We start from the raw sequence: 23,698 nt of genomic DNA, 5'->3' as shown, positions 1-23,698 counted from the left end.
GGCCCCTCGTACGGGCCGGAACCGGCGCCCCCCAGGAGCCCCCCCGGAGCCGCCCGTTGAGCCAAGCCCACGTCGACACCCTCGTGCCCGATGCCGGCCGGCGCGTTCCCACGGGCGAATCCGTCGCCACGGTGGCCCAGCGCCTCGACGGCCTGCCGCTCACCCGGCTCCACGGGGCGATCCTCGCCGTCTGCACCTTCGGCCTGTTCACGGACATCGCCGAAGTCGCCCTGAGCAACGCGCTCGCGGCGATCTTCAGCGCGCCGCCCCACGACATGCCGCGCGGCGGCCTCGCCCTGCTCCTGGCGTCGGTCTTCGCCGGCGGGGCGGTGGGCGCGCCCGTGTTCGGCCTGCTCGGCGACCGGATCGGGCGTCGGCGCGCCCTCCAGGCCTCGCTCGCGCTGATGGCCGTGGGGTCGCTCGCCGCCGCCCTCAGCCCCGGCCCCGCGTCGCTCACCCTGGCGCGCGCCCTGTCGGGCTTCGCCATCGGCGGCTTCCCGCCCCTCGCCGCCACCTACCTCACCGACGTGATGCCGCCGCGCCGGCGCGGGGCGATGCTGCTGGTCTGCACCGGCCTCGGTTCCCTCGGCGGTGCCGCCGTCCTCGGGCTGGTCTACGCCCTGGCGCCGGAGCCTCCCCTCGGCGTCGAGCCCTGGCGGTGGGCGCTCGGCCTCGGCGCGGCCCTGGCGCTCTTCGGGGCCGGGCTGTTCGGGCTGATGCCGGAATCGCCGCGCTGGCTCGCCCTGGTCGGCCGCAGGGCGGAGGCCGACCACGCCTGCCGGCGCTTCGAGCGCGCGGCCCGGATCATGCCGCCGCCCGTGGCGGACGGGGCCGGACCGGCACCGGCGCCTCCCGTGCGGGCGGGGTTCGCCGCGCTCCTGGCCGACCCCGGCCACCGGCGCAGGACCGGCCGGTTCCTGGCCCTCTACGCCATCGCCCCCTGGGCGACCCTGGGGTTTCCCCTGCTCAGTACGGTGGTGATGCTGCAGAAGGGGTTCCGGATCCACGAATCCCTCATCTTCGGTGCCCTGTCGCTCCTGGGGCCGCCCCTCGGCACCACCCTCACGGCCCTCGTCGTCGACCGCCTGGAGCGGCGCGCCTGCCTCGTCGCCCTGGCGGCGGCCATGGCGGCCTTCGGCACGGTCTTCGCCGGGGCGAGCACCTTCCCGGTCCTGGTGGGGGCCGCCATCGCGTTCAACACCGCCGCGTCGATCTACGGCGGCATCCTGGCGATCTACGCGACGGAACTCCTGCCGACGCCCGTGCGGGCCACGGCCCTCGCCTGTGCCTGGGCCGGGGGGCGGGTCTCGGCCGCCCTGGCGCCCATCGTCCTGCTGCCGATCCTGGCGGCCTTCGGGGCCCACGCCATGTTCGGCGCGATCACCCTCGCCCTGGTGCTCAGCGGCCTGCTGCTGCTGCGCGGGCCGGGTGGCCTGTCCGGCCGGGCGGTGACCTGAGCGGGCCGAAGCGCCGGCGCGAACCCACCGTGTTCGGCGCGACCCCGCCGCGTCCGGCGGGGCCTCGGGGATTCACCAGCCGTTGGCGTCTTTGCACTAAGGGTCGATCCGGTGACGCGTCGCGCGGCCGGTTGGGAGACGAACATGCTCTTGGGGCTCTGGCTCGATCAGCCGATGTGGCTGATGGTGGGCCTGATCATCCTGTTCTTCGTGATCGTTTCGGGGATCATGATCGCGATCACCGCCCTGCCGTTCACCCGGCCGACGTTCCTGCGCGTCGTCGACGGGGTCGTGCCGGCCTTCTTCAGCTCGATCAGCATCCTGCTCGCCCTGCTCACCGGCTTCGTCGCCAACGACGCCTGGGAGCGCCAGAAGCAGGGCGCCCACGTGGTGGAGAAGGAGCGCGCGAACCTCATCGCGGCCTTCGACCTCAGCATCGAGACAGCCTCGAACATGGCCGGCATCCGCCAGGCGCTGCTCACCTACACCGAGCGGGTCATCGACGACGAGTGGGCGAAGATGGCGAATGGCGGCCAGAGTTCGGAATCCGCCGGCGCGGCCTTGAGCGGCCTCATGCGGATCCTCGCCGATCCCGCTCTCACGAGCGAGGCGGGAACCGTCGCCCACACGGCCCTGATGACCGTGGCCATGACCCTGCGCGACGCGCGCGGCGAGCGCCTGGCCCTGAGCGCCTCCAAGGAGGACGATTCGAAGTGGCTGACCCTGCTCTTCCTCGCCGCCCTCACCCTGGTGTCCATCGGGATGGTGCACGGCGACAAGCACCGCGCGCAGGTCCTGACGCTGTTCCTGTTCTCGGCGGCGATGGTCGTCACCCTGTGCGTGATCGCCCTGCACGAACGTCCGTTCGACGGACCCCTGGCCATCGGGCCCGGGGCGCTCGAGCGGGCCAGGCAGGTGATGCTCGCGCACCAAGCCGGCCAGATCGGCGGCCTCGCCCCGGCGCCGCTCCCCGGGAGCGGCGGCCCGCCGGTGCCGCGTTGACCGTCGTGTTCCGAACCTGCGCGTCCCGAACCCGCGCGCGCCAGATCGGCGCGCCCACGCCGACACCGGCGGAGATGGGACAGGGTGGACAACCCTCCCGCTTGCCCGGACAAGATCCCGGCAGGACATCATTCCGTCGGCGCGGGACACCGGCGGCCGCGACCCCTTCGCCGAGGGATCCGTCGCTGCGGTGTTTCTTTCGTGCGTCGCGGCGGCATTTCTTTGCTGCGTCGCGGCGGCGTGTCCTTCGTCCGTCACGTCCGGTGGCCGGCGCGCCCGGGGGAGTGTTCGCGTGACCCACCCGTCGAATCCGAGCCGCCGGAGCGAGGCCGCGCCCGGCCCGCCGCCCCTCAGCCCAAAGGAGCAGGGCCTCCTGGGCCTCGCCGCGGGGGCCCCCGCCGCCGCGGGTGTTCCGGCGGGCCGGTCCGGGGCCTGGACGCCTCGGGCCCTCCCGCTCTGGCTGCTGCTGGTCGGACGCGAGGCGGTCCACCGGCGCTGGGGGTTCGTCGCCGGCGTCGGGCTGGTGTGGACCGGGCTCGGCGGCGCCCTGGTGATCGATGCCCTCGACGGCGCCACCCACGTCCCCGATCGCTGGTTCGGCCTGCTCCTCGTGGTCGAGGCGGTGACTTCCCTCGTGCGCGGCCTCGTCGCCACCGGGGCCGCGCGCCGCCTGCGCCTGCTCAAGGCCGGCATGCTCCTCGTGGTGGCGGTGCTGACGATGCTGGCCTCGGCCTCGAGCACCTTCCTCCTCGCGATGCTGTTCGGCACCGCCTTCCTGTTCGACGGCCTGTCGCGGATCGTCCTCGCGCACGTCCTGCGCTTTCCCGGCTGGCGCTGGTCGGTGGCGTACGGGGGCCTCGGCGCGGTCCTCGGACTTCTGACCCTGCAGCCCTACCCGACTTGGTACGCCGGCACCGTCGGCTTCAGCATCGGCGCCTTCCTGGTGCTGTCCGGGATCAAGGTCACCGTCCTCGGCCTGCGCCTGCGCCGTCCGCCGGACACCCTCGGGGCCGCCGCGTCGGGGGCGGGCTCCGACACGCTCACGGTCCATGTCTGGACGCCGACCGGAACGGCGACGATCCCGGCCCGGCAACGCCTCGTCCACCGCTACGTCGTCTCGGTGAACGGGGTCGGGCACGTCTCCACCGGCCACGCCGCCCTGGAACTCGCGGGCGCGCCCGGGGAAAGCCCCCTCTATCTCAGCCACTATCCCGCCGTGGAGATCGACCGCTCGCCCGACAACCTGCGGGCGATCCTGCGCGCCGGCCCCGAGAACGACGTGCCGGGCCGCTTCCTGCCGAGCTACCGCGCGGAGGCGGACGATTGGTGCGAGGCGACCGTGACGGTCACCCTCCAGGGGGTCGACGGGGCCCGCCTGCGCGCGTTCTGGGACGGGTATCGCCGGGACGTCACCTACAATCTCGTCGGCCGGAACTGCTCGACGGGGGTCGCCAACGCCCTCGACGCCGCCGTCGAGGGCAGCTTCGCCCGCGACGGCACCCCGTGGCGCCGGCTGGCCCGGGCGGTGCTGAGCCCGGAATTCTGGGCGGCCGCCCTCATGCGCAACGGCGCCGGCGCGATGACGTGGACCCCCGGACTCGTGCTGGACTACGCCCGCGCCCTCAGCGCCCTCATCGATCCGGTCTCGCCGGTGCCGGCCATCCGCTGGCAGGGGGTCCGGCGGCGCCTGCTGCGCAACTGGCGGGCCGAGACCGTCGCGCGCAAGCGCGGACTGGTGGCCAGGACCGAGCCGGCCACCCGCGCGGCCTGAGGCGGTGGCCGCCGCGACCCGCGACCGATCCGATCCCCCGGACGCCGCGTGGGTCCCGGCGCGGTGCCGGCACCCTCAGCCGATGGCCCCGGCCGCGCGCAGGGCCGCCAGGGCCGGGGCGTCGAGGCCGAGCCAGTCGGCCAGCACCGCCCCGGTGTGTTCCCCCAGGGCCGGGGGCGGACTCGCATAGGTGACGGGCGTGCCCGAGAGGTTGAGGGGGTTCGCCACCAGCGCCACGGTGCCGGCCCGGGGATGGGGGAGATCGACGCGCAGGCCGCGGGCGATCACCTGGGGATCGGCGAACACGTCCGCCAGGGTGTTCACCGGCCCGCACGGCACGCCGACGCGCTCCAGGGCCGCCACCCATGCGGCGGTGCTCCGCTGCCGGGTCGCGGCCCCCATGAGGGGCACCAGCAGGGTGCGGTGTTCCACCCGCGCCCGGTTGGTGGAAAAGCGCGGGTCCGTGCCCCATTCGGGAAAGCCCAGCACCGCGCAGGCCCGCGCGAACTGCCCGTCGTTGCCCACCGCCAGGATCATGGCGCCGTCCTGCGTCGGGAAGTCCTGATAGGGCACGATGTTGGGATGCGCGTTGCCGAGTCGCCCCGGCGCCACCCCGGTGGTGAGGTAGTTCATCGCCTGGTTGGCGAGGCTCGCCACCTGGGTGTCGAGGAGGGCGAGGTCGATGTGCTGGCCCGTGCCCGTGCGGGCGCGGGCGGCGAGCGCCGCCAGGATGCCGATGGTGGCGTAGAGGCCCGTCACGATGTCGGTGATGGCGACGCCGGCCTTCTGCGGTCCGGCGCCCTCCGCGTCCCCCGGTGCGCCCGTGATGCTCATGAGCCCGCCCATGGCCTGGATCAGGAAATCGTAGCCGGCCCGCGCCGCATACGGGCCGGTCTGGCCGAAGCCCGTGATGGAGCAGACGACGAGGCGCGGGTTCAGGGCCCTGAGGGCGGCGTGGTCGAGGCCGTACTGCGCCAGGCCCCCGACCTTGAAGTTCTCGATGAGCACGTCGGCATGCGCCGCCAGCGCCCGGATCAGGCCCTGGCCCTCCGGCGTGGCGATGTCGACGGCCACGGATTTCTTGTTGCGGTTGGCGCAGAGGTAATAGGCGGCGACATCGGTCTCGCGGCCCTCCGCGTCGCGCAGGTAGGGCGGCCCCCAGCGGCGGGTGTCGTCGCCCTCGCCCGGCCGCTCGACCTTGACCACCTCGGCCCCGAGGTCGCCCAGGACCTGACCGGCAAAGGGACCGGCCAGGATGCGCGACAGGTCGAGGACCCGAAGCCCCGCGAGCGCCCCGCCGGGGGCCGGAATGCTGGTCATGTGCGTCGCCCCGCGCGCCGGTGTCGTCGAGGGGGCGCGCCGGCCCCCGAACGGAGGCTCGCCGGAGCCCCGAAAGCGCACCGACCGTAGCGAAGTTTCGCGCGGTCCACGACAGCGGGATGCCGTCGTGGACCGGCCGAGCCCGTGCGACCCGGGTCAGTTCGCCCGGCGCGACAGGGACACGGCGTAGGCGGGCGAGCGGACCGCGAACATCGGATCGGTGGCCGGTCCGGCGACGCCCTCGGGCAGGTCGACCACGGGATCGAAGGTGGCCGCGTCGCAGGTGGCGTCGGGCTCGATCGCCGCGATGGCGACGGTGCCGAGCTTGACCGCCTTGCGGTTCTCCTCCGGCCACGCGACGGTGGGGTCGTTCACCGGATCGTTCGGCTCGCCGAGCAGTGCCACGAGGTCGAAGCTGGCCGGACCCTTCGCCAGACGCTCCTTCAACTCGTCGGCGTAGAAGCTGTCGGGCTTGGCCTTCAGCTCGTCGTCCGTGAGGCCGAGCTGGCCGGCGCTCGCGACCCATTTCAGCTTCGCCACCGTGGCCACGCCCTTGGCGTTCGTCAGGGTGTAGGCGTGTACGCCCCAGTAATCGACGCCGGCGAAGCTCGCCGGCACCGGACGCGCGTTGAGCCACGCGCCCTGGCGCGTCGTCTCGGGGTTGGCGGCGGCGAACGCCTTGATCTTCTCGGCATCCGGCTTCCCGTCCGGGCCCGGCGCCCGCACGGTGGCGAAATCGAGGAGCTGCTGCGGGGTCTTCGTCGAGAACACCGGCGCGGAGATCACGACGAAGACCATGTCGCCCGACGGGTCGGTCATCCGCATGGCGAAGCCGCGGGTGACGGGCTTGGCCTTGTCGGAGATCTTCGCGTTGCTGCCGCCCATGGAGAAGCGGGCCGTGACCGGCACGGTCTTGGTGAAGTGCGGGGCCTTCGACAGGCCGGGCGCCTCGGCGGACGGCGTGAAGCTGCCCTTCACGCAGACGCCCTTGGCGCCGCTCGCGCGCACCTTCGGCTGGTTGCCGCCCGCCGTGACCAGGGCGTTCACGATCGCGCCCGGATCGGCGTCCTGGGCCTGCGCCGCCCCGGTGACGCCGCCGCCGGTGAGCAGGCCACCGGCCAGTACGACGACACCGAGATGGGAATACGATCGTGACATGAAATGCCTTTCCGCGACGGGATCCTGGACGCGGCCCTTCCGTTCGGGCTCGGCGCACGCGTCACCATGGAGTGATTCTAGATTGTGCGCAATTCTTCTCTGCGCGTCCGGACCGTGATTTCGTCGGACCTGGCAGGGGCGCGCCGGATCCCCTCGCTCGGGCCGCGGCGTTCGAGGCGTCCCGGTGGGACTGCAGGGCATTCCCAACGCCGATCTGCCGCCATACTGTTCGAAAAAGTCTTCGTTGCTTGTCGTCATGGGCGCGGAAAGGTTTTATGGTGGCGTGACGATGAAAGCTCTTTAGATCGATTGAAAAATAGGTTCGAACTTGGAATGATGACAGTATGTCCGACGTGAGCGCCGCCGGCCGTGGCGACCCCGGCGCTTCGGGCCGGACGGAGGGGCAGCCCGGACAGCCGTCCCTGCCGGAGGGCGGCATCCCGTCGGCGGCCCTCCTGCAGGGCCGGCGCGAGATCGTCATTCTCCACGCCGGCTCCCTCTACCGCCTGCGGGTGACCGCCAACGACAAGCTGATCCTCACCAAATGACCGGGCCGCACCTCATCCCCCCGTCCCGCCGCGCGGTGCTCGCGGGCGCCTTCGGCTGCGCCCTGGCGGGCCGGCCCGCCATGGCTGCGACGCCGGCCACCCGCATCGCTTCCCTGGGCGGCGCCGTGACGGAGATCCTGTGGCGCCTCGGCGCCGGGCCGCGCATCGCCATCGTCGACACCACCAGCGTCTACCCGGCCGAGGTCCTGCGCGAACGGCCGAATGCCGGCTATCTCCGCGCCCTCTCGGCGGAAGGCCTGCTCTCCGTCGGCCCCGATCTCGTGCTCGCCGCCGAGGGTGCCGGGCCGCCGGCGGTGCTGGCCCTGCTGCGGGAGGCCGGCGTGCCCGTGGAGACGATCCGCGAGCCGTCGACCGCCGAGGGCGTCCTCGACAAGATCGCCACGGTCGGCCGCCTCGCCGGGCTCGAGGCGCCGGCCGAGACCTTGAGCCGGGCGGTCGCCGCCCGCTTCGCGACCCTCGCCGGGCAGCGCGCCCGGGTGACCCGGCCGGCCCGGGCCCTCGTGGTGCTGTCGCAGACCGGCGGGCGCGTCATGGTCGGCGGGCGCGGCAGCACGGCGGACGGCATCCTGGCGCTCGCCGGCCTCGTCAATGCCGCCGAGGGCATCGAGGGCTTCAAGCCCATCACCGACGAGGCCATCGTCGGGGCCGCCCCGGACGCCGTGATCATGATGGTGACCGAAGGGCGCACGCCGACGCCCGAGGGGGTGTTCGCGAACGGCACGGCGCTGGCCCAGACGCCGGCCGCCGCCCGCCGCGCCCTCGTGACCATGGACGGCCTCGCGCTGCTCGGCTTCGGCCCGAGGACGCCGGAGGCTGCCGCAGACCTCATGCGGGCGATCTACCCCGATCTGCCGCGTGACTGAGTCCGCCCTGCCGAACCGGCCCGGCGCCCTCGTGTTCGCCGGTCTCGGCGTTCTCGTGCTCGTGGCGATCCTGCTCTCGCTGGGGCTCGGGGCGGTGCGGATCGCGCCGGCCCGGGTTCTCGAGATCCTGACGCCCGGCGCGGCGGAGGCGGGGCGGGATGGCCTGGTGGTGCTCAACATCCGCCTGCCCCGCACCCTGCTGGGCCTGATGGTCGGCGCCGGCCTCGCCGTCTCGGGCGCCCTGATGCAGGGCCTGTTCCGCAATCCCCTGGCCGATCCGGCCCTCGTCGGCGTCTCGGCGGGGGCGGGCCTCGCCGCCGCCGCCGTCATCGTCGTCGGCGACCGCCTCCTCGCCGGACTGGGGCTGCCGGGGCCGCTGCCCTACGCGGCCCTGCCCGTCGCGGCCTTCCTCGGGGGCCTCGGCGCCACCCTCGGGCTCTACCGGATCGCCACGCGGGCGGGCCGCACCTCGGTGGCCACCCTGCTCCTCGCCGGCATCGCGCTGGGCGCCCTCAGCGGGGCGCTGACGGGCCTCCTCGTCTACGCCAGCGACGACCGGCAATTGCGCGACCTCACCTTCTGGTCCCTGGGCAGCCTCGGCGGGGCGACCTGGACCAAGGTCTGGGCCACGGCGCCCGCCCTGCTGCCGGTCCTCGTCCTCGTGCCGTTCCTGGGGCGCGGCCTCAACGCCTTGGTGCTGGGCGAGGCGGAGGCGTTCCACCTCGGCGTGCCGGTCGAGCGCCTGAAGCGCCTCGCCATCCTCCTCGTCGCCGTGGCGGTGGGGGCCGGGGTCGCGGCGAGCGGGGTGATCGGCTTCGTCGGCCTCGTGGTGCCGCACGCCCTGCGCCTCGTCATCGGCCCGGACCACCGGCGCCTGCTGCCGGCCAGCGCACTCCTGGGGGGCGCCTTCCTCGTCCTGGCGGATGTAGCCGCCCGCGTCGTCGTCGCCCCGGCCGAACTGCCCATCGGCATCGTCACCGCCTTCGTCGGCGCGCCGGTCTTCCTGTGGCTGCTGCTGGGGCGGCGACATGGCGTTGCCTGACGTCGCCTCCAGGGATGAGCCTGCGCTTCTGGCCGCCCGCGACCTCGCCTACGTCACGGGCGGTCGCCGCCTCATCGACGGTGTCTCCCTCGACGCCACGCCCGGGACCCTCCAGGTGATCGTCGGCCCGAACGGGGCCGGCAAGTCCACCTTCCTGAAGCTCCTGAGCGGGGAGCTCAAACCCACCCACGGCACCGTCGCGTATGCGGGCGAGGCCGTGGCGGCGATTCCGCCCTGGCGGCTCGCTGGCTTACGCGCCGTGCTGCCGCAGGCCGCGCACCTCGCCTTTCCCTTCACCGCCGCGGAGGTGGCCCGGATCGGCCTCGACGGGATCGGCCGGGGTCTCGGGCCGCGCGACCGCGCCGCGATCCTGGCCGAGGCCCTGGCGCGCGCCGACGCCACGCATCTCGGGCCCCGCGCCTACCCGACCCTCTCGGGTGGCGAGCAGGCCAGGGTGCAGTTCGCCCGGGTGCTGTGCCAGCTCGCCGCCGGGCGCACCCTCGCGCCCGCGCAGGTGCTGCTCCTCGACGAACCGACGGCCAGCCTGGATCTGCGCCACCAGGGCGCGCTCCTCGACGCCGCCCGCGACCTCGCCCGGCGGGGCACCGCCGTGATCGCGATCCTGCACGACCTGAACCTCGCCGCCGCCTATGCCGACGCGATGCTGGTGCTGGAGGACGGCCGCCGCGTCGCCCACGGGCCCCCGGCCGCGGTGATGCGGGACGACCTCATCGCGCGGGTGTTCGGCGTGTCCTGGCCCGTCGGCCGGGTGCCGGAGGGCGACCAGCCCTTCCTGTTGCCGCGCCGGACTGTTGCGGGCTAGCAACGTCCTCGCGTCTCGTCTTGCCAAGTCTAGAACTGCTTCAGGTCAGCGCGACGCTAGATTGGATTTCCAACAATCTAGACCTCCGCCGAGGCCGTTGACCCCGCACCCTCGCGCGCGGCACCTGCGGATCAGCCAGCCAGCCCCATCGCCAGCCAGCCACTCGTCTCGACTGTGCTCTCTGGCGGATGCGTCCATGTCCCGATCGTCCCACCGCGCCTGGCTGGCGCTCGGCTGCTCCCTCCTCACCCTGTCGGTTGCGCAGGCCCAGACGCAGCCCCGGACCGCGTCGCCGGTGCGCCCGGCCGCGCCCGACGCCGATGTCAGCCTCGACACCATCTCGGTGACCTCGACCAAGACCCCGGGCAGTGCCGTCGACGCGCTCTCGGGTACGAGCGTGGTCACCCGCGAGCAAATCGAGCGCCTCCAGCCGAGCCGCCTATCGGACGTGCTGCGCGACGTGCCGGGCGTGACCACCCAGGAAAACCAGAACGATCCGGCGCAAGCCATCAACATCCGCGGCCTGCAGGATTTCGGACGCGTCAACGTCCTCGTCGACGGGGCGCGCCAGGACTTCCAGACCTCGGGCCACAGCGCCAACGGGGTGTTCTACCTCGACCCCGAACTCGTCGGTGGCGTCGACATCACCCGCGGCCCCACGGCCACCATCTACGGCTCGGGCGCCATCGGCGGTGTGGCGGCCTTCCGCACCCGCTCCATCGACGACATCCTGGCCCCCGACGAGGTGGCGGGCGCCGTGCAGAAGCAGGGCTTCGGCACCAACGGCCAGCGCTTGCTCAACTCCACGGCGCTCGGCGCCCGCATCGGCACGGCGGCGGACGTGTTCGGGCAGTTCGTGTTCCGCAACAACGGCCCCTACCGCGACGGCCTCGGGACCCTGGTGCGCGACACCGGCAACGAGCTCACCTCGGGCCTCGCCAAGATCAACGTCAGGCCCGCCGACGGGCACGAACTCAGCGGCACGGCCCTCGTGCAGCGCTTCGACTTTGCCAATGCAGGCACCAGCAACGCGGGCGCGCGCTTCGCCAACGCGGTGCAGGCCGACACCTACACCCTGGGCTACCGGTTCAGTCGGCCGGACGTGCCGCTCGTGGATTTCAGCATCAAGGGCTATTCCACCACCACGCACAACGACCTGACGTTCCTGCAGGACACGGCGAGCGGCCTCTACGGCCGCCTCGGCACCCGGGCGGGCGACCGGCTCACCTACGACATCGGGACCACGGGCTTCGACAGCCACAACACCGCCCGCTTCGACACGGGGGCGCTGGGCCACGCGCTCACCGTCGGCGGCGATGTCGTCCGCAACGATGTCCGCACCACCGACAATGCCGGCGGCTTCGGCGGCGCCTTCACGCCGTCCGGGCAGCGCTCGCTGGCCGGCGCCTTCGTGCAGGACGAGATCCGCTACGCCGGCTGGCTCCGTGTCATCGGGGCGCTGCGCTACGACACCTACGATCTCTCGGGTGGGGCCTTCCGGTCGAGCGGCGACCGGCTCTCGCCGAAGATCACCGTGGGCGTGTCGCCCTTCGCCGGCATCGAACTCTACGGCACCTACGCCGAGGGCTACCGCGCGCCCTCCATCACCGAGACCCTGGTGCAGGGCATCCATCCCTTTCCCGCCTTCACGATCCTGCCGAACCCGACCCTGCGCCCCGAGGTGGCCCGCACCGTGGAGGGCGGCATCAATCTCAAGGTCAACGAGGTTCTCGTCCCCGGGGACGTGTTCCGCGCCAAGCTCAACGTCTTCCAGAGCGAGATCGACGACTTCATCAACATCCAGGCTGTGGGGCCGACCTTCTTCGTGCCGGCGATCCCCGGCATCCCGGCCTCGATCTGCGCCCGCATTCCCGGGCGCTTCCCGTGCGTGATCCCGGTCCAGTCGTTCCAGTACCTCAACATCGCCCGGGCCGAGCTGTCGGGCGTCGAGCTGGAGGGGGCCTACGATTGGGGCGGCGGCTTCGTCTCGCTGGCTGCCACCCACACGCAAGGGCGCGACCGGGCCACGCGCCAGAGCCTGATCACCGTACCGCCGGACCGGATCAGCACCACCTTGGGTCTGCGCTTCCTCGACGACCGCCTCACGGTCGGAACCCGCCTCAACCTCGTCGACGCCCGCACCGACGTGCCGCCCGGCGCCACCATCCTGGCGACCAAGGCCTACGCGTTGGTGGATGTCTTCGCCTCCTACCGCGTCAACGACCGGATCAAGGCGGACTTCATCCTCCAGAACGCCTTCGACAAGCGCTACACCCAGTATCTCAACGCCCTGCCGAACCCGGGCCTTGTCGCCAAGGCGGCGATCAGCATCAAGTTCGCCACGCGTTGAGGAGCCGTGGAGCGGGGGACATCGCCAAGGCAGGGCGCGATCCGATGCCGCTCCGACATCGGGCCCGCCTGTTCATACGAATTTCGTATCGATCGAGACCCAGGAAATATTTGACGTCTCAATATGCCTGACGGATCGTGCGAGCCGGTCCCACGAGGTCGGCTCGTCGCACCGCGCAGGAAGCGTGGCGCGGCATTTGCTGATCTCGACGGGACTGCCGACGCACCAGGGCCGGGCGTTCGGGCAGGATCGTGGCCTTCATAACCAGTGGGAGGTTCGCATGAGACGCTTCTTCGCGTCCCTGTTCGGGCAAGTCGTGGCCGCCCTCGTGCTGGGCGTCGTGCTCGGCATGGTCTGGCCGACCTTCGCGGTGCAGCTGAAGCCGCTCGGCGATGCCTTCATCAAGCTCATCAAGATGGCGATCGCGCCCCTGGTCTTCGGCGTCGTGGTGCACGGCATCGTGGGCGCCGGGGATCTGCGCAAGGTCGGCCGGGTCGGGCTCAAGTCCCTGATCTACTTCGAGGCCGTCACCACCCTGGCCCTCGTGCTCGGCATCGTGCTGGCCTACGCGTTCGAGCCCGGGCGCGGCATGAACGTCGATCCGGCCAGCCTCGATGCCAAGGCCCTGGCCGGCTACACCGACCGGGTCGGCCAGGTCACCGGCACCGTCGACTTCCTGATGAAGATCATCCCCACCACGGTGTTCGACGCCTTCGCCAAGGGCGACATCCTGCAGGTGCTGATCATCGCCATCCTGTTCGGCTCCGGCCTCGCGCTCCTGGGCGACCAGGGCAAGCCGCTGGCCGACAGCATCGAGCGCATCACCAACGTGCTGTTCAAGGTGATCGGCTTCATCGTGCGCCTCGCGCCGCTGGGCGTGCTGGGCGCCGTCGCCTTCACGGTGGGCAAGTACGGCGTCGGCTCCCTGAAGCAGCTCGGGATGCTGGTGGCTTTGTTCTACGCGGGCGTCGCGTTCTTCGTGTTCGTGGTGCTCGGCGCCATCCTGAAGGCGGCGGGCTTCAGCATCCTCAAGCTCCTCGTCTACCTGCGCGAGGAGCTCATGGTGGTGGCCGGCACCGCCTCCTCCGACAGCGTGCTGCCGCAGGTGATGCGCAAGCTCGAACGCCTCGGCATCAAGGATTCCACCGTGGGTCTCGTGATCCCGACGGGTTACTCGTTCAACCTCGACGCCTTCTCGCTCTACCTGACCCTGGCCACGGTGTTCATCGCCCAGGCGACCAACACCGACCTGTCCTTCGGCCATTTGCTCCTCATCCTCGGCATCGCGCTGCTGACGTCGAAGGGCGCCCACGGGATTCCGGGCTCGGCCATCGTGGTGCTGGCCGCGACCCTCTCGGCGGTGCCCGACATCCCGGTGATCGGCCTCGTCCTGGTCCTCTCCATCGACTGGTTCGTCGGCATCGCCCGGGCGCTCGGCAACCTCATCGGCAACTGTGTGGCCACCGTGGTCATCGCCGCCTGGGAGGGCGATATCGACCGGGCGCAGGCCCACCGGGTGCTGGACGGCGATGTCGCCGTCGACACGAAGACGGCCCTCGACGCCCCCATCGCGGCCCCCCGGGCGGCCCCTCGGGCCGCCTGAGGCCATACGCCCGCGACACATCGGAGACACGCCATGAGCGCATCCGCCTACAATCCGCCCTGCGGCGGCCTTCCGCCCCAGACCGCGCTGATGACCGGGCGGGCGGTGTTCACCGAGGCCTACGCCGTGATTCCCCGGGGGGTGATGAGCGACATCGTGACCTCCGTGCTGCCGTTCTGGGAGGGCGCGCGGGCCTGGATGCTGTCGCGTCCGCTCTCGGGCTTCTCCGAGACCTTCGCGCAATACCTCATGGAGGTGGCGCCGGGCGGCGGCAGCGACCGGCCCGAGCCCGACGCGCAGGCCGAGGGTGTCCTGTTCGTGGTGGAGGGGCGCCCGAGCCTCGTCCTGGAGGGGCAGAGCCACGGCCTGCGGCCCGGCTCCTACGTCTACCTCGCGCCCGGTGCCGCCTGGTCCCTGCGCAACGGGGAGGCCACCGCCGCGCGCTTCCACTGGATCCGCAAGGCCTACGAGCGGGTGCCGGGCCTCGACGCCCCCGACTCCTTCGTCACCCACGAGAGCCGGGAGGATCCCGTCGCCATGCCGGGCACGGACGGGGCCTGGGCCACCACCCGGTTCGTCGCCGGGGACGACGTGCGCCACGACATGCACGTCAACATCGTCGCCATGCGCCCCGGCGCCTCGATCCCGTTCGAGGAGACCCACGTCATGGAGCACGGCCTGTTCGTGCTGGAGGGCAAGGCGGTCTACCGGCTCAACCGCGACTGGGTCGAGGTCGAGGCCGGCGACTTCATGTGGCTGCGCGCCTTCTGTCCGCAGGCCTGCTACGCGGGCGGCCCCGGGCCGTTCCGCTACCTGCTCTACAAGGACGTGAACCGCCATGCCGGCCTGACGCTCCGGGGCGCCCGGTGAGCGAACGCCACGTCGTCGCCGAGGCCCTCACGGCCGAGGCCTTCGCGCCCTTCGGCTCGGTCATCGACCGAAGCCAGGCGGCGGCGCGGCCCATGAACGCCGGCAAGGCGCGCCGCTTCCACGACCTGGCGGAGATTCCCGTCGCGGGGGAGGGCGCCCGCGTCGTCGTCGGCCTCGTCGAGGCCGAGCCCTACCCGATGCCCCTCGCCGTGAGCCTCGTCGAGCGCCATCCCCTGGGGGGGCAGGCCTTCGTGCCCCTGAATGCCAGCCCGTTCCTCGTGGTGGTCTGCCCGGACGAGGACGGCCGCCCGGGCCGGCCCCGGGCCTTCGTCACGGCGCCGGGCCAGGGCGTGAGCTACGCCCCCGGCACCTGGCACGGGGTGCTCACCCCGTTCGGCGCCCCCCAGGATTTCGTGGTGATCGACCGCGGCGGTCCGGGCGTGAACCTCGAAGAGCACGGGTTCGACGCGCCGTGGACGATCCACCTGCCCGGGTGAGCTCGAAGCCTGGCGGCGTCCGCACACGCCGTCGCCCCCGCCCGCCAGGATGACGTTGACGAAGACGTGGTCCATCGGCGGTCCTGTCGAGGGCCGTATCATTGGCGATCTCGCCCGCGGTACGAGCCCGAGGGATTGTAGCCCGTGAGGCGTCGCATCTGGCCGGCGAGCCGGCTCGGACTCCTGATCCCGACCCGGAGGGCGGCTTGTGCGATCGTCACGGGCTCGTTCCGCAGAATCGCGATCGCGCGGCGAATGCGTCGCTCGCTGATGAAGGCGGAGGGCGTCAGCCCGGTCGCCGCGCGAAAAGCCCGGTGGGGATGCCCGGTCGATACGGCCGCGACATCCGCAAGATCCTGGACGCGGATGCCGTCGGTCATGTGCGCCTCGACGTACTCGGTGATCCGTCTGAGCTGCCAGGCCGAGAGGGGGATCGAGCGTGTCTCGGCGGCCGTGCCGTAGCGTTTGCCGATGTAACGGCCCATCGCGTGCGCCATGTCCTCGCAATAGACCGGCTCCAGCGCGTCCGCCGAATATTGACGAAAGAATTCGGCGGCCAGACCGTGAAGGAACGGATCCTCGCCGTTCGTGAAAGGACGGATGCCGAGATTCTTCCCCGAGGTCGGGGTCCAGCTGATCGAGGCCCACAAGGCCGCGACCCCCTTCATCCGCAAGCGTCGCTCGCATGCAGTCGCAGTCGACGCACGACGGCAGCTTCAGCCTCACCGTGACGTTCCGCGTCGGCGCCGATCTCGATAAGGCGCAGGTCCTGGTGCAGAACCGGGTGGCCCTCGCCCAGCCACGCCTCCCGGAGGTCGTCCGCCGCATCGGCGTGACCGTGGCGAAGAACGCCCCCGACTTCCTGCTCGTCGTGCAACTCGTTTCGCCCGATCGGAGCCGGGATCGGCTCTATCTGTCGAACTATGCGCTTCAACGCGTCGTGCCGGTGCTGAGCCGGCTGCCCACCGTCGGCAGCGTTCAGCCGGTGGGCGCGCGCATACGCCATGCGGATATGGCTCGATCCGAACAAGGTCTCGGAGATGGGCATGTCCGCGATGGAGGTCGTGGACGCGCTCCGCGCGCAGAACGTCCAGGTCGCCGGCGGCGTGCTCGCGCAGCCTCCCGCGCCCTCCGGCCGGGCGTTCCAGCCCTCGATCACCGTGCAGGGCCGGTTCCGGCAGCCGGAGGAATTCGAGAATCTCATCATCCGCAACACCGACGGCGGCCGCGTCGTCCGGCTGAGGGATGTCGGCCGCGCCGAACTCGGCGCACGGAACTACGGCACCAACGCCTACATCAACGACTCGGCCGCCGTCGCCCTGCTCGTCTTCCAGCGCCCGGGCACGAACGCGCTCCAGGGCTCCGAAACGATCCAGGCCACGGTGGCGGCGCCGGAGCGCGATCGGCCCTCGGGCGTCGAATTCCGAATGACCTACAATCCGACCGAGTTCTTCGTACGCACGTCGATCAAGGCGCTCGAAGTGACGATCTACGAAGCCATCGCCCTCGTCGTCCTCGTGGTCATCGTCTTCCTGCAGAACGTGCGCGCCACCGTCATTCCGCTGCGCGCGATCCCGGTGTCGATCGTCGGCACGTTCGCCGCCATGGCGATGCTCGGCTACACCATCAACACGCTGACCCTGTTCGCCCTGGTTCTGGCCGTCGGCATCGTCGTCGACGACGCCATCGTCGTGGTCGAGAACGTCGAGCGCTACATCGTCGAAGGCCTGTCGCCGAAGGACGCCGCCCGAAAGACCATGGACGAGGTCGGCGGAGCCCTCATCTCCATCGCGCTCGTGCTGACCTCGGTCTTCGTGCCGACGATGTTCATCGTCGGCATCTCGGGCGAATTCTTCCGGCAGTTCGCCGTCGTGATCTCGGTCGCGACGCTGATTTCGGCGTTCAACTCGCTCTCGCTCAGTCCGGCCCTGGCCGGCCTCCTTCTCAAGCCGCATCACCCCCACACCGGCGGCAAGGCCACTGTCTTCGCGAGGCTGCTCCGGTCCGGCGAAGTCCGCGGCGTCGATCCGGGCCGAAGTGAACAGACGCGTCGCCGACATCACCGGCGCGCAGATCACCGTCATCGCCCCACCGACCATCCGGGGATCGGAGCCTCGGGCGGCTTCTCGCTCCGAGTTCAGGACCTGAACAACAACGGCCCCGTCGCGCTGGCGCGCGCGACCGACGACCTGCTGGCGGCGCTGAAGGCGGATCCCCGCATCCTGCTCGCGTTCACGCCGTTCTCGACCAACGCGCCGCAATTCTTCGTCGACGTCGATCGCACCAAGGCCGAAATGCTGAGCATGCCGGTTCAGAACGTTCATTCGACCCTCGAGGCCTATCTCGGCAGCGCCTACGTCAACGACTTCAATCTGTCCGGGCGGACGTATCAGGTGATCGCCCAGGCCGAGGGACTGAGCCGCCTCGACGTCGAACAGATCGGCCGTCTCAAGGCCAGAAGCGACACCGGCGCCATGGTGCCGCTCGACTCGGTCGCGTCGTTCAGCACGCAGAGTGCGCCGGATCGCGTGCCGCGGTACAATCTGTTCCCGACCGCCGAGATCATAGGCTCGGCCGTCCCGGCGGTCAGTTCCGATGCGGCGCTCACCCTCGTCGACGAGATCGCCGCCCGAACGTTGCCGGAAGGGTTCGCGATCGAGTGGACGGAGCTGTCCTATCAGCAACGCCTCGCCGGAGGCGGCATCGTCACCTTCCTGTTGAGCGTCGTCTTCGTCTACCTCGTCCTCGCGTCGCAGTACGAAAGCTGGACGTTGCCGCTCGCCGTCGTCCTCATCGTGCCGATGTGATTGCTGTCGGCCATCAGCGGCGTCCTGTGGATGGGACAGGACAACAACATCCTGACCCAGAACATCCTGACCCAGAACATCCTGACCCAGGTCGGCCTCGTCGTCCTCGTGGGCCTCGCCGCCAAGAACGCCATCCTCATCGTCGAGTTCGCCCGCGACCTGGAGAACCAGGGGCGATCGATCGTCGACGCCGTCGTCGAAGCCGGCCGCCTGAGATTGCAACCGATCCTGATGACGTCCCTCGCCTTCATCCTCGGCGTCGTCCCCCTGATGATCGCCAAGGGCGCCGGAGCCGAACTGCGCCACGCCATTGGAACGACCGTGTTCTTCGGCATGGTCGGCGTCACCGTCTTCGGACTGATCTTCACCCCGATCTTCTACGTGTGCCTTCGCGACCTGGCGAAATCGAAACTGACGGCTCGCATCTTTGGCCCCTGAGACGACCTCCGTCGCGATCGATCGAGGCCGGTGCCCGTCCCCTCCGGGGTGGGGGGCTCTGCCCGGCGATCGGCACGCGCAGGACCGCCCATGTGGATCGCGCCTCGCACGGCGTGCCCGCCCTCGCGGACGGGCGCCCATGGAATCCGTCACCGAGCATGGGGTCCGTCATCGGGAAGGTGTCGCCCGTACGCATGAGCATGGGTTCGGGCCCAATCGACGAAGGGATCCGTCTCGCGAAGGACCGGTGCGGGAAGGCGCGCTCAATAATGCGGCGGCGGTGGTTCCGGCGCGTTCGAACCGGGACGATGGCCCGCTTCCTCGATCTCCTCGACGAGTTTCGCCATCCGCCGCGACAGGGCATCGATCTGACGCCACTGCGCCGTGATGGTGGCGTTGAGGTCGTCGATGACGGCGTCCTGCTCGGTCAGGCGCATCTCGAGGGCGTCGATGCGGGTGCCGAGATCGGGCTCGCTCGTCGCCGGGTCGCGCATCGCCGGGTCGCTCATCGCCGGGTCGCTCATCGCCGGGTCGATCATCGCAGTGTCTCCGGAGCGTGGTCTGGCCTTTCGACCAGGGCGGGGCCGAGGGCGATGCGACCGTCGAAGACGAAGCAGTCGCCCGTCCAGCGGTTCTGCGCATCCGGCACCGTTTCGAGGTAGCGCAGGATCCCGCCCGCCAGGGTGTGGACTTCGGAAAAGCCGCGCGCCCGCATGTAGGCTCCGGCCTTCTCGCAGCGGATGCCGCCGGTGCAGAACATCGCCACCTTCGGGTGCGCCGCCGGGTCGAGACCGTCCACGTAGGCGCGAAACTCGCTGAACCGCCTCGTGCCGGGATCGACGGCCCCGGGAAAGCTTCCAAGGGCCACCTCGAAGGCGTTGCGGGTGTCGATGAGCAGCAGCCCCGGCGTGTCCAGGAGCGCATTCCAGGCCTCGGGGGCCACGGGACTCGCCGGCGCCAGGGCCGGATGGGTGGCTCCGCCGTCGAAGGTCACGATCTCGGGTTTCACCCGCACCTTGAGGCGCCCGAACGGTGGGGCCTCGGCCGAGGACATCTTGACCTCGACGGCGCCGAAATGCGCGCCGAACGGCGCTCGGGTGCGCAGGGCGTCGAGGAAGGCTTCGATGGCCGGCGCCGCCCCCGCCACCGTGCCGTTGATGCCCTCGCGGGCGAGCACGAGGGTGCCGGTGATCCCGAGGCTACCGCACAGGGCTTCCAGGGGGGCACGCAGCGCCAGCGGATCGGGCAGATCGACGAAGCGATAGAGGGCGGCGACGGTGAGCATCGCGTCGGCATAATCCGGGGCCGCGCACGGGGCAAACCCGTGCGGCCTCCTCACGGGGCCGCGACCCGGCTCACGGGGCCGCGACCCAGCTCACGGGGCCACGACCCGGCGCAGGATGAAGGTGGTGCCGACTTCCGGGTCGCGGCGCCAGCGCCCGTCGCCCGTGGGGATCAGCGTGACCGTATGCCCGCGCCGGGCGGTGAGGGTGAGCCGCCCCCGCGCGAACTGCCAGGACACGGGATCGAACACGCCGAGCCCGGTGTCGCGGCATCCCTCGAGGATGCGGACCGGGGCGGGCGGCTGGGCCGGCGTCAGCTCCAGCCGGCAGGTATCGGGGTCGCGGTACCGGTCGAGGGTATAGATCCCGGCCGGCGGCGGCTCGCCGCCCAGGTCCGTCTCCGGTGCCGCCGGACGCTGGGCGTCCGACCGGGACGCGGCAGATTCCGGTCTCGCCGGCACCGGCACGGCCGGCACCGGCACGGCCGGCAGCATGGCGAGGATCTGGAGGGGGACGAGGCTGTACTGCTCGCCGGATTCGGAGGTGGCGGCGAGGCTGCGCGCGTCGGGCCGGCGGGTGAAGGGCAGGACCGGCCGCACGTTCCTGTCGACGAAGCGCAGGGTGCCGTCGGTGAACAGCCAGCCGGCGACGCCGTTGAGCACCGGCAGGGCCCGGCGGCACCCGGCGGGGAAGGACAGCCGCCGCCCCGCCTCGCCGCTCTCGCTCGACAGGGTGATGACGCAGCGCCGGGTGCTGCCGTCCCGCGACAGGTCCCAGGTGCCCGGCACCCCGGCGATGTCCTTCGGCAGGCTCTCGACGAAGGGCGCGGCGGGCGCGACCTCGGGCGCGGCCACGCCCTGCGGATTCTGAGGGGGGGAGGCCTCTAGCGGCGGCTGCGGCGGTTGTGGAGCCTGCGGCGCTTGCTGAACCTGCGGTGCTTGCTGAACCTGCGGTGCTTGCGCAAACACCGCGCCGCCCACCGTGAGGACCGAGAGGAAACCGAGGATGCGGGCCGGCGCGCGGGGGCTCACGCGCCCGCGCTCCGAAACGTCTCCGGCCCCGGTGTCTCCCGCCCCGCTGTCTCCCGCACTGGCGTCTCCGGCACCGGCGTCAGCGGTCCCCGGCCGTCGAACCAGTGAAGCAGGTTGTCGACGACGAGGCGACCCATGGCCTCGCGGGTGTGGACGGAGCCCGAGCCGACATGGGGCAGGAGCACCACGTGATCCAGGGCGACGAGGTCGGCCGGCACGTGCGGCTCGCGTGCGAAGACGTCGAGCCCGGCCCCGAGGATCGTCCCGTCGCGCAGGGCCGCGATGAGGGCGGCCTCGTCCACCACGCTGCCGCGCGCCACGTTGATCAGGATCCCCTCCGGACCGAGGGCGGCCAGCACGGCGGCGTCGACGAGGCCGTCCGTCTCCGGTCCGCCGGGCGCCACCACGAGGAGCACGTCGACGGCCCGGGCCATGTCGAGCAGCGTGGCGTGATAGGTGTAGGACACTTCCGGCTGCCGGCGGCGGCCGTGATAGGCGAGGGCGACGCCGAAGCCTTCGAGCCGCGTCGCGATGGCCCGGCCGATGCGCCCGAGGCCGAGAATGCCGATTGTGCGCCCGCGCAGGGTGGGGGTGAGGGGGTAGGGCCGGGTCGGCCAGTGGCCCGCGCGCAGGTAGCGGTCCGCCTGGGGGATCTGGCGCAGGGTGGCGAGCAGCAGGCCCATCGCGAGGTCGGCGACCTCGTCCGACAGCACGTCGGGCGTGTTCGTCACCACCACGCCCCGCGCGGCGGCCGCGGCGGTGTCGATGGTATCGTACCCGACGCCGAAGCTCGCCACGATCTCGAGGTTGGGCAGGCGCGCCAGGAGGGCGTCGTCCACGGGCGCCTGCGCGCCCGTCGCCATGGCACGGATGCGCGGGCCGACCTCGGCGTAGAACGCCTCCGCGTCCGGAGCCGTGTCGGCCCGGTGCAGGGTGAAGCGCGTCGCCAGGGCTTCCATCACGCTCGGCTGCATGGGTTTGAGCAGCAGCAGATCGACGGGCGTCATGGCGGACCTTCGGGACTCCGGTGCGCGACCCCGGCGGGGTGCCCTTCCGCTTTAGGACTTGGGCCGGGACCGGTCCAGTGAGCCGGCGCGGGTCCCCACAGCCGACGCCCGCCGCCCCACCCCGGCATCGTCCGAGCCGATATGCGAAAACCGCGCCGCAGCCATCCGCCAGAGGGGACGGGCGCCCCACTTTCGCCGGACGGTCTGGAATACTACTAAAGGGAGAACCGGGTGCCCAAGCCCGTCTTCCAAGCCCGTCTCCCAAGCCCGTTCAGAAAACGCGAAGACAGCCCGATCATGACCGCGCCGCGCACCCTCTACGACAAGATCTGGGACGACCACGTCGTCGATGTCGAGCCGGATGGCACCAGCCTCCTCTACATCGACCGCCACCTCGTCCACGAGGTGACGAGCCCGCAGGCGTTCGAGGGGCTTCGCGTCGCCGGGCGCCGGGTGCGCCACCCGGAGAAGACCCTGGCGGTGGTGGACCACAACGTCCAGACCTCGGACCGCAGCTTCGGCATCGAGGACCCGGAGAGCCGCATCCAGCTGGAGGCGCTCGCCGAGAACGTGCGCGACTTCGGCATCGAGTTCTACGACGCCCTCGACCGGCGCCAGGGTATCGTCCACGTGATCGGCCCCGAGCAGGGCTTCACCCTGCCGGGCCAGACCATCGTGTGCGGCGACAGCCACACCTCGACGCACGGCGCCTTCGGGGCGCTCGCCCACGGCATCGGTACCTCGGAGGTGGAGCACGTGCTCGCCACCCAGACGCTGCTGCAGAAGAAGGCGAAGAACATGCGCGTCACCGTGGACGGCACCCTGCCGCCCGGCGTGACGGCCAAGGACATCATCCTGGCGATCATCGGCGAGATCGGCACGGCCGGCGGCACCGGCTACGTCATCGAGTATGCGGGCTCGGCCATCCGCGCCCTCTCGATGGAGGGCCGGATGACCATCTGCAACATGTCCATCGAGGGCGGCGCCCGCGCCGGCCTCGTCGCGCCCGACGCCACCACCTTCGCGTATGTCGAGGGGCGTCCGAAGGCCCCGCGGGGCGAGGCGTTCGCGCGTGCGCGCGCCTATTGGGAGACCCTGGTCTCGGACGAAGGCGCGCATTTCGACCGCGAAGTGCGGCTCGACGCGGCGAACCTCCCCCCCATCGTCAGCTGGGGCACGAGCCCGGAGGACGTGGTCTCGATCTCCGGCGCCGTGCCGGACCCGGCGACGATTCTCGACGAGAACAAGCGCCAGTCGAAGGAGAAGGCCCTCGACTACATGGGGCTGGTTCCGGGCACGAAGATCACCGACATCGCCATCGACCGGGTGTTCATCGGCTCCTGCACCAACGGCCGCATCGAGGATCTGCGGGCCGTGGCGAAGGTGGTGGAGGGCCGCCAGGTCCACGCCAGCGTCTCCGCCATGGTGGTGCCGGGGTCCGGCATCGTGAAGGCCCAAGCCGAGGCGGAAGGCCTCGACCGCATCCTCAAGGCGGCGGGGTTCGACTGGCGCGAGCCGGGCTGCTCCATGTGCCTCGGCATGAACGCCGACCGCCTCAGCCCCAACGAGCGCTGCGCCTCGACCTCCAACCGCAACTTCGAGGGCCGTCAGGGCCACCGGGGCCGCACCCACCTCGTCTCCCCCGCCATGGCGGCGGCGGCGGCGGTGGCGGGTCACTTCGTCGATATCCGCGACTGGCCGAGCGCCTGAGGGCAGGCGACACGGCGCGGCGACCGCAGGGACGCCGCGCCCCGACGCGGACCGGACCGACCGTTTCGTGCGCCACCTCAAAATCACGATTGACGGG

20 protein-coding genes and 1 pseudogene are annotated in these 23,698 nt (G+C 71.6%); 13 read left to right on the top strand and 8 right to left on the bottom strand.

Going from position 1 to position 23,698, the window contains the following annotated elements; all coding sequences use genetic code 11:
* Positions 1–56 precede the first annotated feature (56 nt).
* The 3 genes from ASG60_RS14310 to ASG60_RS14300 all read left to right on the top strand — a co-directional run bounded on the left by ASG60_RS14310 (position 57) and on the right by ASG60_RS14300 (position 4,230).
* Positions 57–1,457 (top strand): MFS transporter, encoded by a 1,401-nt coding sequence (locus ASG60_RS14310; RefSeq protein ID WP_244476678.1) that lies wholly within the window; start codon positions 57–59, stop codon positions 1,455–1,457.
* Between the two features lie 144 nt (positions 1,458–1,601).
* The gene (locus ASG60_RS14305) at positions 1,602–2,459 is read left to right on the top strand and encodes a DUF4239 domain-containing protein (RefSeq protein ID WP_056177033.1); all 858 of its coding nucleotides are present in this window, start codon (positions 1,602–1,604) and stop codon (positions 2,457–2,459) included.
* A 292-nt stretch (positions 2,460–2,751) separates the two neighbouring features.
* Entirely contained in the window at positions 2,752–4,230 is a 1,479-nt protein-coding gene (locus ASG60_RS14300; protein WP_056386299.1) for a hypothetical protein, read from the top strand.
* Between the two features lie 75 nt (positions 4,231–4,305).
* On the opposite strand, the gene ASG60_RS14295 is transcribed toward ASG60_RS14300, so the two are convergent.
* Both ASG60_RS14295 and ASG60_RS14290 read right to left on the bottom strand, forming a co-directional pair.
* A complete protein-coding gene (locus ASG60_RS14295) occupies positions 4,306–5,550 on the bottom strand; it encodes a CaiB/BaiF CoA-transferase family protein (RefSeq protein WP_056386297.1) in 1,245 nt (414 codons plus the stop codon).
* Between the two features lie 156 nt (positions 5,551–5,706).
* The gene (locus tag ASG60_RS14290) at positions 5,707–6,708 is read right to left on the bottom strand and encodes a catalase family peroxidase (RefSeq protein WP_082479034.1); all 1,002 of its coding nucleotides are present in this window, start codon (positions 6,706–6,708) and stop codon (positions 5,707–5,709) included.
* A gap of 344 nt (positions 6,709–7,052) precedes the next feature.
* Between ASG60_RS14290 and ASG60_RS14285 the strand changes: the two genes are divergently transcribed.
* The 8 genes from ASG60_RS14285 to ASG60_RS14250 all read left to right on the top strand — a co-directional run bounded on the left by ASG60_RS14285 (position 7,053) and on the right by ASG60_RS14250 (position 15,325).
* Positions 7,053–7,256 (top strand): hemin uptake protein HemP, encoded by a 204-nt coding sequence (locus tag ASG60_RS14285; protein ID WP_056386295.1) that lies wholly within the window; start codon positions 7,053–7,055, stop codon positions 7,254–7,256.
* Positions 7,253–8,140, top strand: a complete 888-nt coding sequence (locus ASG60_RS14280; protein ID WP_056386292.1) for an ABC transporter substrate-binding protein — start codon at positions 7,253–7,255, stop codon at positions 8,138–8,140. Before ASG60_RS14285 ends, ASG60_RS14280 begins: the two co-directional genes overlap by 4 nt.
* The gene (locus ASG60_RS14275) at positions 8,133–9,182 is read left to right on the top strand and encodes an iron ABC transporter permease (RefSeq protein WP_056386290.1); all 1,050 of its coding nucleotides are present in this window, start codon (positions 8,133–8,135) and stop codon (positions 9,180–9,182) included. The genes ASG60_RS14280 and ASG60_RS14275 overlap by 8 nt, the downstream gene beginning before the upstream one ends.
* A complete protein-coding gene (locus ASG60_RS14270; RefSeq protein WP_056176887.1) occupies positions 9,169–10,005 on the top strand; it encodes a heme ABC transporter ATP-binding protein in 837 nt (278 codons plus the stop codon). Before ASG60_RS14275 ends, ASG60_RS14270 begins: the two co-directional genes overlap by 14 nt.
* A gap of 196 nt (positions 10,006–10,201) precedes the next feature.
* Positions 10,202–12,355, top strand: coding sequence for a TonB-dependent hemoglobin/transferrin/lactoferrin family receptor (locus ASG60_RS14265; RefSeq protein WP_056386288.1), 2,154 nt, complete (start codon positions 10,202–10,204; stop codon positions 12,353–12,355).
* A 280-nt stretch (positions 12,356–12,635) separates the two neighbouring features.
* Positions 12,636–13,958 (top strand): dicarboxylate/amino acid:cation symporter, encoded by a 1,323-nt coding sequence (locus ASG60_RS14260; protein ID WP_056386699.1) that lies wholly within the window; start codon positions 12,636–12,638, stop codon positions 13,956–13,958.
* A gap of 33 nt (positions 13,959–13,991) precedes the next feature.
* On the top strand, positions 13,992–14,828 hold the full coding sequence (locus ASG60_RS14255) for a bifunctional allantoicase/(S)-ureidoglycine aminohydrolase (RefSeq protein ID WP_056305663.1): 837 nt from the start codon (positions 13,992–13,994) through the stop codon (positions 14,826–14,828).
* Positions 14,825–15,325 carry an ureidoglycolate lyase gene (locus ASG60_RS14250; RefSeq protein WP_056268206.1) on the top strand — a complete coding sequence of 167 codons (501 nt, stop codon included), beginning with the start codon at positions 14,825–14,827 and terminating at the stop codon, positions 15,323–15,325. Before ASG60_RS14255 ends, ASG60_RS14250 begins: the two co-directional genes overlap by 4 nt.
* A 98-nt stretch (positions 15,326–15,423) precedes the next feature.
* Here the strand turns inward: ASG60_RS14250 and ASG60_RS14245 are convergent, their stop codons facing one another.
* Together ASG60_RS14245 and ASG60_RS23535 are read right to left on the bottom strand one after the other, a co-directional pair.
* Positions 15,424–15,993 carry an AraC family transcriptional regulator gene (locus ASG60_RS14245; RefSeq protein WP_056386285.1) on the bottom strand — a complete coding sequence of 190 codons (570 nt, stop codon included), beginning with the start codon at positions 15,991–15,993 and terminating at the stop codon, positions 15,424–15,426.
* Positions 15,990–16,373 (bottom strand): hypothetical protein, encoded by a 384-nt coding sequence (locus ASG60_RS23535; RefSeq protein WP_056386284.1) that lies wholly within the window; start codon positions 16,371–16,373, stop codon positions 15,990–15,992. The genes ASG60_RS14245 and ASG60_RS23535 overlap by 4 nt, the downstream gene beginning before the upstream one ends.
* Between ASG60_RS23535 and ASG60_RS14235 the strand changes: the two are divergent.
* Positions 16,330–18,570 (top strand): annotated as a pseudogene (locus tag ASG60_RS14235) (efflux RND transporter permease subunit). The gene ASG60_RS23535 and the pseudogene ASG60_RS14235 sit on opposite strands and share 44 nt — an antisense overlap.
* 263 nt (positions 18,571–18,833) lie before the next feature.
* Here the strand turns inward: ASG60_RS14235 and ASG60_RS14225 are convergent.
* The 4 genes from ASG60_RS14225 to ASG60_RS14210 form a co-directional block, all read right to left on the bottom strand.
* Positions 18,834–19,064, bottom strand: coding sequence for a SlyX family protein (locus ASG60_RS14225; protein WP_056360975.1), 231 nt, complete (start codon positions 19,062–19,064; stop codon positions 18,834–18,836).
* Between the two features lie 41 nt (positions 19,065–19,105).
* Complete coding sequence (locus ASG60_RS14220; RefSeq protein ID WP_056268217.1) at positions 19,106–19,855, bottom strand: rhodanese-like domain-containing protein; 750 nt, start codon at positions 19,853–19,855, stop codon at positions 19,106–19,108.
* 90 nt (positions 19,856–19,945) lie between these two features.
* Positions 19,946–20,884 (bottom strand): AprI/Inh family metalloprotease inhibitor, encoded by a 939-nt coding sequence (locus tag ASG60_RS14215; RefSeq protein ID WP_244476677.1) that lies wholly within the window; start codon positions 20,882–20,884, stop codon positions 19,946–19,948.
* Positions 20,881–21,891, bottom strand: coding sequence for a 2-hydroxyacid dehydrogenase (locus tag ASG60_RS14210; RefSeq protein WP_056386278.1), 1,011 nt, complete (start codon positions 21,889–21,891; stop codon positions 20,881–20,883). The genes ASG60_RS14215 and ASG60_RS14210 overlap by 4 nt, the downstream gene beginning before the upstream one ends.
* Before the next feature lie 297 nt (positions 21,892–22,188).
* Between ASG60_RS14210 and leuC the strand changes: the two genes are divergently transcribed.
* The gene (gene leuC / locus ASG60_RS14205) at positions 22,189–23,601 is read left to right on the top strand and encodes a 3-isopropylmalate dehydratase large subunit (RefSeq protein WP_056171123.1); all 1,413 of its coding nucleotides are present in this window, start codon (positions 22,189–22,191) and stop codon (positions 23,599–23,601) included.
* Positions 23,602–23,698 lie beyond the last annotated feature (97 nt).

Source organism: Methylobacterium sp. Leaf469 (assembly GCF_001424745.1).
Taxonomy (GTDB): domain Bacteria; phylum Pseudomonadota; class Alphaproteobacteria; order Rhizobiales; family Beijerinckiaceae; genus Methylobacterium.
This window is presented reverse-complemented; position numbering and strand designations above follow the sequence as displayed.